This window comes from Chryseobacterium sp. CS2K3 (genome assembly GCF_059515185.1).
Genome location: NZ_JCAKRW010000015.1, coordinates 1 through 14040, shown reverse-complemented (window position 1 = coordinate 14040; position 14040 = coordinate 1). Strand labels below are relative to the sequence as shown.

The 14040-nt window shown below is 35.9% G+C and carries 14 protein-coding genes and 3 pseudogenes; 5 read left to right on the top strand and 12 right to left on the bottom strand.

The genetic code is table 11. The annotated features are described in order from the left end of the window. Nucleotides 1-18 precede the first annotated feature (18 nt). Together AC5YGG_RS19285 and AC5YGG_RS19280 are read left to right on the top strand one after the other, a co-directional pair. Nucleotides 19-1020 carry an SDR family oxidoreductase gene (locus AC5YGG_RS19285; protein ID WP_496146054.1) on the top strand — a complete coding sequence of 334 codons (1002 nt, stop codon included), beginning with the start codon at nt 19-21 and terminating at the stop codon, nt 1018-1020. A 211-nt stretch (nt 1021-1231) separates the two neighbouring features. Continuing rightward, nucleotides 1232-3079 (top strand): chloride channel protein, encoded by a 1848-nt coding sequence (locus AC5YGG_RS19280; RefSeq protein ID WP_496146053.1) that lies wholly within the window; start codon nt 1232-1234, stop codon nt 3077-3079. Nucleotides 3080-3266: 187 nt separating this feature from the next. On the opposite strand, the gene AC5YGG_RS19275 is transcribed toward AC5YGG_RS19280, so the two are convergent. The 12 genes and pseudogenes from AC5YGG_RS19275 to AC5YGG_RS19220 form a co-directional block, all read right to left on the bottom strand. Beyond that, nucleotides 3267-4214, bottom strand: a complete 948-nt coding sequence (locus AC5YGG_RS19275; protein ID WP_496146052.1) for an aldo/keto reductase — start codon at nt 4212-4214, stop codon at nt 3267-3269. Between the two features lie 179 nt (nt 4215-4393). Beyond that, nucleotides 4394-5419 carry a pirin family protein gene (locus AC5YGG_RS19270; RefSeq protein ID WP_496146051.1) on the bottom strand — a complete coding sequence of 342 codons (1026 nt, stop codon included), beginning with the start codon at nt 5417-5419 and terminating at the stop codon, nt 4394-4396. Nucleotides 5420-5736: 317 nt separating this feature from the next. Next, entirely contained in the window at nt 5737-7545 is a 1809-nt protein-coding gene (locus tag AC5YGG_RS19265) for a hypothetical protein (protein ID WP_496146050.1), read from the bottom strand. Between the two features lie 285 nt (nt 7546-7830). After that, nucleotides 7831-7947 (bottom strand): hypothetical protein, encoded by a 117-nt coding sequence (locus tag AC5YGG_RS19260; protein WP_496146049.1) that lies wholly within the window; start codon nt 7945-7947, stop codon nt 7831-7833. Then, complete coding sequence (locus AC5YGG_RS19255) at nt 7934-8365, bottom strand: DUF8473 domain-containing protein (protein WP_496146048.1); 432 nt, start codon at nt 8363-8365, stop codon at nt 7934-7936. The genes AC5YGG_RS19260 and AC5YGG_RS19255 overlap by 14 nt, the downstream gene beginning before the upstream one ends. An 11-nt stretch (nt 8366-8376) precedes the next feature. Then, on the bottom strand, nt 8377-8751 hold the full coding sequence (traM, locus tag AC5YGG_RS19250; protein WP_496146121.1) for a conjugative transposon protein TraM: 375 nt from the start codon (nt 8749-8751) through the stop codon (nt 8377-8379). A 51-nt stretch (nt 8752-8802) separates the two neighbouring features. Further along, a complete protein-coding gene (locus AC5YGG_RS19245; RefSeq protein ID WP_496146047.1) occupies nt 8803-9558 on the bottom strand; it encodes a hypothetical protein in 756 nt (251 codons plus the stop codon). A 123-nt stretch (nt 9559-9681) separates the two neighbouring features. Continuing rightward, the gene (locus tag AC5YGG_RS19240; RefSeq protein ID WP_496146046.1) at nt 9682-9951 is read right to left on the bottom strand and encodes a hypothetical protein; all 270 of its coding nucleotides are present in this window, start codon (nt 9949-9951) and stop codon (nt 9682-9684) included. 10 nt (nt 9952-9961) lie between these two features. After that, nucleotides 9962-10585: pseudogene (gene traK, locus AC5YGG_RS19235) on the bottom strand (conjugative transposon protein TraK). 13 nt (nt 10586-10598) lie between these two features. After that, a pseudogene (locus AC5YGG_RS19230) lies at nt 10599-10992 on the bottom strand (TraJ family protein); the annotation flags it as partial. 432 nt (nt 10993-11424) lie between these two features. Further along, nucleotides 11425-11655: pseudogene (locus tag AC5YGG_RS19225) on the bottom strand (site-specific integrase); the annotation flags it as partial. Nucleotides 11656-11773: 118 nt separating this feature from the next. Further along, nucleotides 11774-12388 carry a hypothetical protein gene (locus AC5YGG_RS19220; RefSeq protein ID WP_496146045.1) on the bottom strand — a complete coding sequence of 205 codons (615 nt, stop codon included), beginning with the start codon at nt 12386-12388 and terminating at the stop codon, nt 11774-11776. A gap of 151 nt (nt 12389-12539) precedes the next feature. On the opposite strand from AC5YGG_RS19220, the gene AC5YGG_RS19215 reads away from it, so the two are divergent. The 3 genes from AC5YGG_RS19215 (at nt 12540) to AC5YGG_RS19205 (ending at nt 13970) form a co-directional block, all read left to right on the top strand. Next, nucleotides 12540-12725 carry a hypothetical protein gene (locus AC5YGG_RS19215; RefSeq protein ID WP_496146043.1) on the top strand — a complete coding sequence of 62 codons (186 nt, stop codon included), beginning with the start codon at nt 12540-12542 and terminating at the stop codon, nt 12723-12725. A 680-nt stretch (nt 12726-13405) separates the two neighbouring features. After that, nucleotides 13406-13681, top strand: a complete 276-nt coding sequence (locus AC5YGG_RS19210; protein WP_496146042.1) for a helix-turn-helix domain-containing protein — start codon at nt 13406-13408, stop codon at nt 13679-13681. Nucleotides 13682-13685: 4 nt separating this feature from the next. Beyond that, nucleotides 13686-13970, top strand: a complete 285-nt coding sequence (locus tag AC5YGG_RS19205) for a helix-turn-helix domain-containing protein (protein ID WP_496146041.1) — start codon at nt 13686-13688, stop codon at nt 13968-13970. The last annotated feature ends 70 nt before the right edge of the window (nt 13971-14040 follow it).

The window sequence follows — 14040 nt, the reverse complement described above, 5'->3', positions numbered from 1 at the left end:
ACACTCAAATCCATTTATATGAAAAATACTAGAAAACCTCCTTTTTTTGGAGAAACAGTGGTCATTACAGGAGCTTCCAGCGGGATAGGAAAAGCTACAGCAGAAGCCTTTGCCAGACAAGGTGCAGATCTTGTACTTGCAGCACGTAATGAACAAGCATTGAATGAAACGGCTGACATGTGCCGAAATTTAGGAGTAATGGTTCTGGCAGTTCCTACCGATGTATCTGTTGCAGAAGAAGTGGCTCATCTTGTGAATGAAACGATACAGTTTACAGGTAAAATTGATTATTGGGTAAATAATGCCGGAGTATTGGCGTTTGGAAAATTTGAAGAAATCCCTGTAGAAATTACAGATCAGATTATTAAAACCAATTTATTAGGATATTTACATTCTGCTCATGCTGTATTGCCTGTTTTTAAGAGACAGAAAAGAGGTGTTTTACTTAACAATATTTCTATCGGAGGATGGATGCCTGCACCCTACGGAGCTGCTTATACGGCTTCCAAATTTGGCATCCGGGGAATGGTGGAAACCCTACAGGGAGAAGTTTCGGATTATCCTGATATTCATATCTGTGCACTTTATCCTGGCTTTCAGAAATCATCAGGAATTGAGCATGCTGCCAATTATTCAGGGATAAAACTGACTACGCCACCACCATCATTTGATCCACGAAAATTAGCAGAATCAATAGTGAAAACTGCGAAAAACCCTACAGAAAGCTCTTATCCAGATTGGTCCGCAGTAGTTTTTAAAAGCTTATATGAGGTCTTTCCGGGAACCATTAGATATGTTTCATCGGCAGCTATGAGGATGATCATGAAGAAAGCAAATAAAGATGAAAAATCAGGTGGAAATGTATTGCAGCCTTCAAAAGGAAATATGGGAATTGATGGAAAAGCCTTACTGGATATCAATCCCAGACCTTTTATCTGGACTGCTGTTGGAGTATTGGGATTAGTGGCTGCTAATTTTATATTTTCAGGTATTTCCAAAAGAGTTAATGGTGCCCAATAATAAAATAATCAGGAGTAAACATTGTTACATAAATTGAATTTTGAACTAATACTTAATTTTATTCGTTCGAAAAATGTATTTAATCATTATATAACTAATCATATTGTTTTTCAATTAAAAATTTAAAAAGGGGTTTAAAGAAAGTTTTTATTAGATATTTCATAAATTTACACTGCTGCAAACTATAAGATCAGTATTAAAATTCTTCCCGGTGAAAATTCACAACAAAAAAAAGTACCTTAGTTTTCTAAAGTTTAAAAGAGATTTCCAGAAATATGGATTGGAGAAAGCTCGTAGCTATGAGCTTATTCTGCATTGGCTGAACAACAGATTAAGCAGGAATCAGTTTCTTGTGCTTTCCGGAATTCTGGTAGGCTGTACAGCCGGGCTGGCTGGAGTAATCCTGAAAACACTGGTGCATAATATTCATTATTTTATCACCAATAAGGTACACTTTGAATATCAGATTCTATTTTACATCGTTTTTCCTTTTCTGGGCATTGTTTTGACAACGATGATCGTCCTTACTTTGTTTAAAGGACAGGACAGAAAAGGGATTGGTGCCATTCTTTACGAAATTGCACAAAACTCAAGTATTGTAGCCTCTGTAAAAATGTATTCGCAGGTGATTCAAAGTGCTGTTACTGTCGGATTGGGAGGATCTGCGGGATTGGAAAGCCCGATTGCTGTTACCGGTGCGGCTATAGGTTCAAATTATGCACAAACTTATAGGCTAAACTATAAAGAACGTACATTATTACTGGCTGCCGGTGCTACTGCCGGGATTGCATCAGCTTTCAACGCTCCTATTGCCGGAATTATGTTTGCTTTTGAAATTTTGCTTACGGGAGTCGTTTTTACTGATTTTATTCCTCTGGTTGTGGCGGCTGTATGTGGAAGCCTTCTTTCAAGGATTCTGCTTCAGGAAGATGTTCTTTTCAGATTTTATACCAGAGATGCTTTTAATTATAAGAATGTTCCCTATTATTTGATTTTAGGAATTGTAACAGGTTTATATGCAAGATATTTTGTAATTATTTCTCAAAAAGTAGAACATTTTATCAAAGGACTTCAGCTTTCAAAAATGCGTAAAGCGATGTTTGGAGGAGCGGTTTTATCACTTTTGTGCGTCCTTTTTCCTCCTTTATTCGGAGAAGGATATGAAACGGTAAAAGCCTTTACCAATGGAGATACTCATTCTATCATTGAGAACAGCTTTTTCAGATATTTTGAAATCGGTGAATGGACGATTATTATATTTCTGGTACTGATATTATTATTAAAAGCTTTTGCAACTTCTTTTACTATATTCAGTGGGGGAAATGGTGGAAATTTTGCACCTTCCCTTTTTGCAGGTGGTACGCTGGGGTATTTATTTGCACTGATTTGTCAGCATATAGGATTTGAGGATGTTCCGGTAACCAATCTTGTACTGGTAGGAATGGCTGGAGCAATGAGTGGTGTTTTATATGCTCCTCTTACCGCCATATTCCTGATTGCAGAATCAAGTTTTGGGTACGATTTGTTTATTCCTCTGATGATTGTTTCTGTAATCTCCTATCTTATTGCAAAATGGTTCTCTCCTATCTCTCCAGAATTAAAATCTCTTGCAGATGAAGGCAAAATATTTACCAACAAGCATGATAAAAACCTTCTTTTTGCTTTAAGAACTGAGGATTTTATAGATAAATATTCACAGACTATTCCTGAAGAGGCTTCTGTTTCAGAGCTTTTTGAACTTGTAAAAAACGGGAATAAAAATATTTTTGCCATTATAGATGAAAACCGCAAGCTGAAAGGGGTTTTAACTTTGGATGATATACGACCTTATCTTTTTAATAAGGAATTTGATGCTTCACAAACAGTTCTTCAGATTATGAAAGCTCCTCCGGCTGTGCTTCATCCTGAAAACCGTCCATTAGATATTCTTCAGACTTTTGATGATACGGGAGTCTGGAATCTTCCTGTTGTAAATGAAAGCAATGATTTTATTGGATTTATCTCGAAGTCTTCTATTTTGATGAGTTACAGACAATTGCTAAAAGAATATTCGGATTAAAAGACTCATTTAAAGACTACTTTGTCAGAAATTCTTTGAATTTTCACCATGATTTCAAAAGGCTTTACATGCTCTTTTCAAACATTTGATATAAAATAGCTTAGCGGTTAGAAACCTTTGGATTTAAAAATAAATCCGTTCAATGAAACACTGAACGGATTTTTAATCTAATAATGATAATTGGAAATTAATATTGGCTTGCTTTGTTTAGCAAATCAATGTCTTCCGGGTCTAAAATAAGTTGAGGAGCATTGAACAGTGTTTCAAGTTGCGAACTACTTGTAGCACTTACAATAGGAGCTGTTACCAATGGATTTGATAATAACCATGCTAAAGCAACTGTTCCCTGATTACTATGATGCTTTTCACTTACCGTATCCAATGCCTGTAAAACTTCCAGCCCTTTAGGATTTAAATATTTTCTTACGCCTTCTCCTCTTGCGCTTTTTATAAGATCTTCTTCAGTACGGTATTTCCCTGTTAAGAAACCGGCAGCCAAAGACCAATACGGGAATACACTCAGATCAAACTGTTCTACCAAAGGAGCATAGTTTTTTTCAAAGCCTTCTCTTTCTAGTAAATTATAGTGTGGCTGTAATGCGACATACTTTGGAAGGTTGTATTTTTCTGAAGCTTCAAAGGATGCTTTTAAACGTTCAGGAGAAAGATTAGATGCTGCGATATAACGTACTTTTCCAGCTTTAATAATTTCATCGTAAGCGGAAAGCGTTTCTTCCACCGGAGTTATATGATCGTCAAAATGGGTGTAATAAAGATCGATATGATCTGTCTGAAGTCTTTGAAGGGATTCATCTACTGATTTAAGGATATGCTTTTTACTGATATCATAGCCATGTTCCTTTGTTTCAGAACCTACTTTGGTTGCCAATACGATATCTTTACGGTTATTGCGGCTTTTCATCCACTTTCCGATAATCTCTTCGGATTGTCCGCCTTTTCCATTTACCCACCATGAATAGGTATCTGCTGTATCTACAAAATTGAATCCGGCATCTGTAAACTGATCCAGAATATCAAATGACTTCTTTTCATCCAGCGTCCATCCAAAAACATTTCCTCCGAAGTTGATAGGAGCAATTTCCAAATCAGTATTTTTGATCGTTCTTTTTTTCATAAAAATAATTTTACTAACTGACCTCTAAGGTATGGAATATTCAGTGTTTATAGGCATTTAAAATACCCATCTGCATTATAGTTATAATAAATATAATGGCTGTATTATTATAATGTAATATATCAATAAAAAAGCAAGACTATTAGCCTTGCTAGAAATAAAACCGATTCATAATCACTTTATTTTTCGGGAGAATCCAGTTCTTCTCCAAATCGATAACTTGCAAATCTCCCTGTTTCCTTAGGATTAACAAGGTCCATTTCTGTGTTTCCCCAAGGCCAGCCACCAAATTGAGTTCTCCGATATTCTGCATAAGAATCGTTCAGCTCCTGTTCTGTATTCATTACAAATGGTCCTCTTGCCGCAACAAGTTCTCCGATAGGTTCACCTTCAAGAATAATAATCTGTGCCTTTCCGTTGCCGTTCTTGAACTTTATTTCTTCTCCTCCATTCAGGTCTGCAAAAAAGCCTTTCTGGAGAGTATTTCCGTCTATATCGAGAATAGAATTTCCATCATAGAAAAACGCAAAACGATTTAGGGTAGCATTTATAGCCGGGAGAGTGAATTCTGTTTCGGGATCCATATCTACAAGTGCAATTCCAACATGGTGTGCAGGATCTTTTGCCCATGAATTTTCAAGCGGATCAAGAGATTTTATTCCGTTGTATTCTCCTAAGATCACTTTGGTTTTTACATTTCCACCGTTTTCATTTTTAATGTTTGATTCTGGAATTTTCTCTGCCCAGAGCATTTTATAGTCAGGTTCGGTCATTTTACTTTTTGACGGTAAATTAAGCCAGATTTGAAATAACTCAAACGGATTGGGGGCATCATCATTTAAAAGAGGAAACATCTCACCATGTAAGACTCCTGACCCTGCACTCATAAGCTGTACATCACCTTGTCCGTAACGTCCTTTTGACCCTTTTGAATCAAAATGATCTGCATAGCCTTTAGTAATAATGGTTACAATCTCAAAACCACGATGTGGATGGTGTGGAAATCCGGGTATTTTTTCTCCATAATACATTTTCCAATCTGCATCTCTGTTGAAATCATTTCCAATCACTCTTCCTTCCAAAGATGCATCTGGTCCCATATTTCCATTGGCTTTTGGATAATTGTCTTTGTGATAGGCTCCGATGATAAATGGATCACGAACTGGCATTGGTCCCACCAGTTTAGATAGATTTTTAACTTTCATTGTATACGTGTTTTTTTATTGTTTGATACTTTATCTGCACAAATTCAGAACCAATTGTATACTTTGTCAGCATTTATGATTGATGGAAATAGTTACCTCGAGGTTACCGTCTGTGTTTATTATGGCTGGCAGAAATACGTGTATTGCATCAAAAAAATAAGGGTGCAAATAATTGTCAAATTGTCTGGAATAAAAGGCTGGAATTGTGACAGTATGTTTATTTACGACTAATGCACCCATGGTTTTATGAGTGCATTAGTGGTATAAAATAATATCTTCATCTGCGTAAACAGTAGAATCTATGTGGGTTCTTATACTTATTTTTCAGGATGAGGGATTTCTACAGCATTGAGTATCAGCTTATATTCCTTTAGTTGATGATTGATCATTTGCAATTCCTGCCTGAAGAATGTAGATGTATTGAAAAGCTGATGGTAATACTCTATTCCTTCCAGTATATTTTTTTTGAAAGTATTCCATTTTTTAGCTTGTGATGCGGTAACTTGTATTGATGAGTCTTTAATTTCTTTTTTCAGATAATCAATGTACATTTTCAATTCATTTATAAACATATTGGGGCGCTCATTACCAGGGAGAACATTATTATTACCATAAATATGCTTTACCATTTCCGAAAGTGAAACTTCTTTATTGAAAAAGGCAATATTGGGTCCGGGACAAATGACAACTCCTTGTTTTTCTCCTTTAATTTCTATTCCCTGCTCCATGTATGCAGAATTTACTAGCCCAACACACAGGCATGCTTTGTCTGTAATTTCAGCTTTTTTCTTCTCAAATTCTTCTCCAGAAATTGTTTCTTTTTGGGAGTTAAGTTCATTCAGTTTGATATCCTGATATTTCTTAGATGCTGTACAGGTTCCTTCCTTTGAATATTCTTTACTTAATGCCAGTAATTTCTTTGGGCATGAGCTTCCGTATCTTCCGCTGGCTGCTTTCTGTTGTTTTAATAATTCATTAGAGGTTCCTCTTATCGTATTGAAGGGAACGCCAAGCGGTGAGATTTTACTTAAATAAAAGTCCTGTTCTGTAGATTGTAAAAGTAAATTTCGGGTTTCAGAATCTACAGAAGTGGCTTCCGGAACTAATAAAAACGGAGATCCCCATCCTACGCTGTCTACCTGATAAGTATTGAGTAAAAAGTCATGTTCCTCGGAGGTTCCTACTCCGCCCTGTACGGTAATTTTCATTTCTAAAGGTTGAGAAACAATGAATTTCCCCTTCTGTTCCAATGCAGTGATCATTAGCGAATGGGCAGACTGGATCAGGTCATCTTTTTTCTGCCTGAATTCTTCCATGATAGGTCCTAAAAGCATTCCTTCAGTAGCAAAAGCGTGTCCACCGCAGTTCAACCCGGATTCTATTCGGTATTCTGAAACCCATAGTCCTTTTTTTGCCAGAAAATTTCCCTGGATCATGGCAGACCGAAAATCACTTACTTTAAGGATGATTTTCTTTTTCAAAACTCCGTTTTCATCAGGAAAAAAGTCATTAAATTCCTCCATATAACTGTACAATCTGGGATTCATGCCGGCAGAAAGAACCATAGAAGAAGTTAATTTGCTATTGGCAAAACCCCGAAGCGAAGCATGAGCATCGTTATACATGACTGGAAGTTGTTCGTCCTTTATGTAGTTGTCTTTATCAACTTTTGTCATGATATTAACATCAATGCTTCCAGGTACCAAGTTGGTTTCAATAAAATTTTTGATGCTTTCTCCCCAGCTGTCCGTTTGAGAGATAAGGTACTGAAGGTTATTTTTAAGGTCCGAAGTATTGGGCAGCATTGCCATAAAATCTTTCAAAGCCTCTTTATTTTTACTGATTTCCTGTTTGAAGGATTCGAATTTTTCATTCACGATATCATCTACCATGTCCAGATAAGCAGTAATTCTTTTGGCTCTGTAATCCTCTGTTTTGGTTGAAATTCCTAAATAATTCAGATTAAACTTTTGATTATAAAAGTTTTTCATTTTTTCCAAAATTTCATCATCAATGATGGAAATCACAGAAGAAATTCCATATTGTGCGACACGGATCGGGCTGTCTATAGTATAAGCCAATCCCATTACCGGAATATGGAAATTGTGTAACGGTTTAGTTGTCATTATATTTCAATAAAAGTTCTCTATTAATGCAACTAAAAATTCTTTCAACTAATTCACTGCTTAAAAGTATTGTTTTTTGAATTAATTATGCTGTAAATAACATCTGAAATGTTTGAAATATGTTAAAAGTCATCTTATAAAGTTATTCTATTTGTCGGAGCTTTGTTGCAATTTTTTTATTATAAATTTTCTCATTACTTCTCAACAAATTCTAAAATAAAATCTTTTTTATGTTAACATCCTATTTTTAAAATGAAAACCACTGCTATCAATAATTTGTTCATCTTATTTGGTTTTAAAATTTAAACTATTGATCAGTTTAGCGCTGACCAGCTCCGTATTCTCAAGTTGAACTTTTTGATGCCGTCCTCCATTTCTTTCCAGTACTTCAATTTCTAACACCTGATCTTTTAACAAGGTAACTCTTTTCCATGCTTCTCTGCATCTTTACAAAATCGTAACTGAGGGTACCAGGATATGCACTATATATTACATCGAAGCTGTAGAATTTTCCATCTTCAGTGATCACCGAAAAATTGGTTTCCGCTTCAAAATCTCGTACAGCCGACTTGACACGAAGCACATTTCCGATGGGCTCTGCCTTATTGGCAACCAAAAGATCACTTCCAAGATCACCATATCGTATTGATGAAGGAAATATCAGATGGGTCGTTTTATTATAAGTAACCTGCATCCTGAAAGGTTCCAGCTTTGCCTGTTCCAATGAAACATAGGTCGTTATAGAGTCCTGACCAAATACTCTATTGACCAGTAATAGGAATAGAATAATAAGAATATAATGGCTCTTTTGTGAATTCATTTTTTAATTTTTTAATTCGTTATTTTAGGCACAAGCAGGACCCGGTGCCCTGCTTTTATAATTACTTTTGGCTGTCTGACTCTTTTTTGAATATAGCCCGACAATCCCTGCACTATGCCTCTGCTCAGATCAGCTGCAACCTGCTGTTCCGCCGACTGGGTCATCATAATATTAGTCCCAGAAGTCTGACTCATATTAGCAACAATATCATTTACTACATTTTGTTCCGGCGAATAAGGCATATATAAGCCCAATTGCCCGTCATTATCATGAATATTGATTTCCACAGGATATACATTGCCCTTGTATTGAATGGAAGATATTGTTAACTGAAGTCTTCCACCCTGAAATTTACCTACCGCAATAAGCAAGCTTCCCGGAGGAATTTCAGATTATCCAAGTTGCATCGGTTCTGAAAGCCTTATGGATAATGTACTTTAGTTTACCAAAGTCTTCGTTTCATAAACCACACCTCTTATTGCATTTTTGGATGCAACTGAATTGTTTGAACCATTTTGACTGTTGTAAAATCTATTTTGATTCAAACCTGCAATTAAGGCACTATCTGATAGCTCCCTGTATAATGATGAAACAATATTGGAATATGCTGGTTTAGCTGCAGTCAGCTTAACCTTCTTTTCAGTTAGTTTTTCGGTCTCTTCTTTTGGTGACGATTGTTCTTGCTTTGCCGCAGTTGGAAGATACTTGGCAGCCATCTGATACGATTTTTCCATGAGTTCTAACTGATCATTTATTCTTAACCCAGCAGGAACAGCATTATTTTGCATCGCTTCACTCTTCAACCTTGAAATTTCCTTCTTCAGAGTATTGACTTCCTGGTCATCCCTGGTATAGAACGAGCTCAAGGTCTGCTGCGCGTTACGGTAGCTGTTTACTGCATTCTGATCGGATTGCTGAAGATTGGTGGTGGCAGCCGTTAAACTTGATGGACTTTTATTAGAATTTGAATCGTTTTGGTCAATCCAATAGTCGGATAAGGTAGTTATCGCATTTCTTTTCTCCTCATTCTTTTGCTCCAACAACTGCTGTTCGTAAGCTTTTTGTTTGTCCGACTGCAACTTTCCGTCCTTTGCCTGTGGAATATCAGCATTAAATCCAGCCTTTTCAATTAGAGTATTATTGGATTTTGGTTTGAAAATGAGGTAAGAGCAAATCGCACAGATGACAGTCATTAAGAAATAAATAACCGGCTTCTTCAACCTCTCCCATTGGACTTTACGATGATCATTCAACTCGTTAGAATTTTGAGGAAGATCATTTTATGTGATCTTAATTGTCTCTGAATCTTTCATATTCTATTCTTTTGACGGTAGCTTTACGATATCATGATGTTCTGAAACCTTTTCAATTGATTTCTTAGAAAGTCCTTCAATATGATGAATAGACATCTTATTACTTCTTTGAATTGTAGAAACAAATACATTGATAATAACAATGGCTGTTAACAGAACATAACCACTAAAGAAAACCTTGGTAAGGAATCTTTGTTTTGCTGCAGGAAGAACTCTCCAGCGATTCGCCACCTCTAAAATATAATGTTCGATTGTATCTCTTAATTTTTTCATTATAGTCATGTTAGCGTTCAACAGTTTCAACATCTTTATTTTCGATTACATTGAATTTTTCAATTGTAAATCCCTACGGATTGCTGTCAGACCGTACAGAGTTCACCAGTGAGCAGTTCGTAATCAAATTTCTGATGGTAAGATTGCTGGATCTGATGATGAACTGTCTGCCATACGTTTTTACATCATAAGGATAACTGTCGAAGTTGGCAACAACACTGTCCACTTCAATCCTCTGCTGGATATTACCGGAAATCATCCTGTTATAGTATCCTTTTTCCTGAAGGTCCTTATAGTAGTTGAATGCAGATTGATCAGCCAGATTGAAAGCCCTTTTTACATTACTTTCAATGGCATTTTTATCCGGTGCAATTGTGAAGAATAACTCATGAAATCTTCTCACATGCTCCCTAGCTTCAACCGGTCTATTGATTGACATATCCTGTGAAAGGGCTACCATCAAAGATTTACCGTTATCCAATACATAAATCTTCTGACGCTGCTGTTCAGCAAACTGGTAGGATTTGAATACGACGACACTTACCACTCCAAAAAATAACACCGCAAATACAAACGTAAACAAGCTAATCTGCTTAAAACTGTTCTCAATATTTCTTAAGGTTTTAAATTCCATAGAACTGTACTTTTTATTTTAATAATCTTCCTGAAATATTACCCGTTGCAGAACCGGCTACGGCTCCCACAACGTTGCTAGACTTCGAGGCAGTCTGGTTCACATTGCGCATGAAATTTCCTGCACCTCCTGCCTGAATGATCCAGCCAATAACCGTTGGTACTGTAAAATAACCTATGATACCGATCACCATATAGATGATGTACACCGTATTGGAAGTATCGGGTATGAAATCAGGATCTGCCAGCATCTCAATATTCCTTTCTAAAATCAAGGTCTGTATCTTGGCCAGAATAGCACTGAATATATCAGCAACCGGAAGCCATAAGTAAACACTGACATACCTCGTGAGCCACTGCGTTAGTGGTCTGGAAACCATCCCAGACAGAAATGGCAAAGGCAATAGGGTTAGATTATATGTCAATGGTAACCAAGGATCCACATTTGAATGTCTAGCACATATCCCTTATTTATGCGATCGTTCAGCTTGCCTATCGACAAAATGAGAAGGAAATAATAAGAGTCAGACGCAGTAAATTAATGAAACTATCTCATATAGCAACTTTTCCGACCTATCACAAATATTTTTATCAATTGCAGGATATGGGCTATATTACTTATTAGTCTTCGTACCATCCGGGATTTCGTAGCATAATGAATTATTAAATTCAAAATTGATTGAACATAGAAGCCTCAATACCAACATATTGAGGTTTACTATATTGATTTTTTTATTAAACTGCAAGTTTATTCTGTCAAGAACAGATTGAATCTTTACCAAGTTACTTTGAAAACATGTATCATTGCTGAAAGCCTCCATCTTTACTAATGTATAGAGTGACAACATGAATAGGGACACCATTATTAAGCGTGACAGTACTTGCAAAAGTTCTACGTTCCTTGTGTGTATTAAGATTTGCTGAAATCTCACAAACATCAGCAATTTCCTTTAAGTATGTGTTCATCTTTTGATTAGAACGAACAGGTAGAACACTCTTTCGCTGTATACATATTGCATCGTTTTTATATTTTGCCATGATTTCAACAGCCTTGGGTAGCAGCGGAATATCGGTTTCTGATTTCGATTTTATTCAATCCCAATATTATCTGAGGATTGTCCCGTTAAATCAGCGCAAACACAGATATTGCCGGTACAGATATGATACCAACCACAAAAACAAAGGCCTTCTATGGCTTTTCTTCATTCCCTTTTATGCTGAACTTAAATAGAAGTCGTAGCACTAAATAAAATAGGTAGTAGGCTCCGCGGGCAACAAAAACGATCAGGAACATCATAGTAATGATAGCAATAGTCCCGAGCCCGATGAGCACATCCTGAAAGATGGGACTGCCCGGCCATGCTCTGAAAAGAGTCTCGGACCCAGCAAAAACGGCTTCAGGATTATGCACTAAAAAAATCGCGACTATCCCAGATAAAATAAATAACAATACATATTTTAAAAGATCTCTTCTGTTAAAATTTCCCAGTACAAGAATCATAAGCATAATAGTGCTATAAAGAATTGTTGGATTTTTAAGTGGATTTTTTATCGAATCGGGGCCAAATATTTTCACACTGATAAGGTCGATAATGGCCAATCCGATAAAAAGTCCGCATGCCCAGCGCATGGTTTTCTTCTTTGTCTCACTATAAGGTTCAGTAATAATTAATTCCATCTCAACTTTTACTCTTGAATGGAAATGATTGACTTTTGCAATAACTATAGGGTTAGTTATTGCACTCTCTACACGCGTTAGGATTAGGATTAATACACCTAAAACTGCTAAAATTAATTCTCCCATAATGTAATATTTTATTGCGTAAAAGATAAAACAAAAATTAAAACGACCAAAAAAATTATCACATTAAAGTGAATACAAATTACTATTATTCCAAAATATTCCTTTGATAAAAGCGGTTACGACCCCCATCAGGCTTTACAATTACTGAAACGTGTCAAAAAAGAACCAGTCCTGTTTCACTATCGGTGATAAGGCATTTTACAACAATTTCACTCCTTCACTGTTATTTACTACTGCTGGGACTCAGTATCCATGTATAATAGTTATTGATCAGAACCAAAGAGGAGATTCTTTCCTATTAAAAAGCAAAATCTCCGTACTAGCCGGAGATAATTAACTATTAAAAATTATTAGAATACCACTTCGGGCAATAGTACTTATAGATCTGTAAAGTTAAGATTATATTCAGCAGTTAGAATCAATCCGAATACACCGATGATTCGAGAGTATTTTTTTGAACAGGCAAAGATCGAAATAACTGCTTCACGTAACCAAGAGCTATATATATTTAGATCTAGTTTTTGCCATTATTACTACCCGGATAATACAAGTTTTTTTCAATACATCGTTAAAACTGTAATTAACCTGATAAAAGAGCCTTCCATTTTAGAGAATAATGACCCATGCGGAATCAAAGTTTATTAGCTAATGAAAATAATACCACCCATTTTACAATCCAGAATCTCCCCTCTAAATACTTCGAATTTCCCTTCCTTTTCTTAATATTAAGGGAATTTTTTGTCTTCCTATGCTGACTAAGCGGTAGCACTTTGGAATCAAACGATGATAAACTTGGACCAGCCTTATAAAGACATCTTTATCACCAGATCATTCATCCTGCCAATAGAAACATCAAATACAGCTTTATAACAAGGTTTTTCTGACTATTCTTATAAGTGTTTTCTTGTAGCAGCTTACAAAACACTCATGAGCCATCCACAACCTATTACTGCTACTGAATGACAGATTCATTCGTATGTTAAGTAAATATATAGCTTAATAATTCAAAATTGAATTATGGAATTTATACTTATAGAAAAGAACGCCTACGAAGCCCTAAATAAAGAAATTGAGTGGCTTAACGAATTTCTTTCAGAGCTCGCTACACGATACCAATCCAATTATAGTAGAAACAAGTGGCTGGATAATCAGGAAGTGTGTCAACTTTTGAACATTAGTAAAAGAAGCCTCCAAAAGTATAAGCAAAAAGGCTTATTGCCATGCACTTATATCAGCAGGAAAAATTATTTTAAATATAATGATGTAATCGCATTACTTCAATTAAAAGGTTAAACCTATGCAATATATAAAAAACGCTACCGAAGAGATTTTATCTCGGCTTAAAGATATAAGTTCTATAAAAAAATACCTTGAGCAGATCAGCAGATATTTACGACCGTCCCATCATGAAGAAAAATATTTAACCGGTGATGAAATATGTCGCTTGCTTCATATCAGCAGGCGCACACTTCAACAATACCGAGATGATCGCCTGCTACCCTTCATAAAAATTCAGGGAAAAATATTGTATAAGGAATCAGATATTTTGAACCTGCTAGAAAATAATTACAAAGGAAAATGATATACAGTAAAAATCTTATGATTTAAAAGCGATTTCTAGCTCCTTAAATTTATGAGATACTTCTTCCATG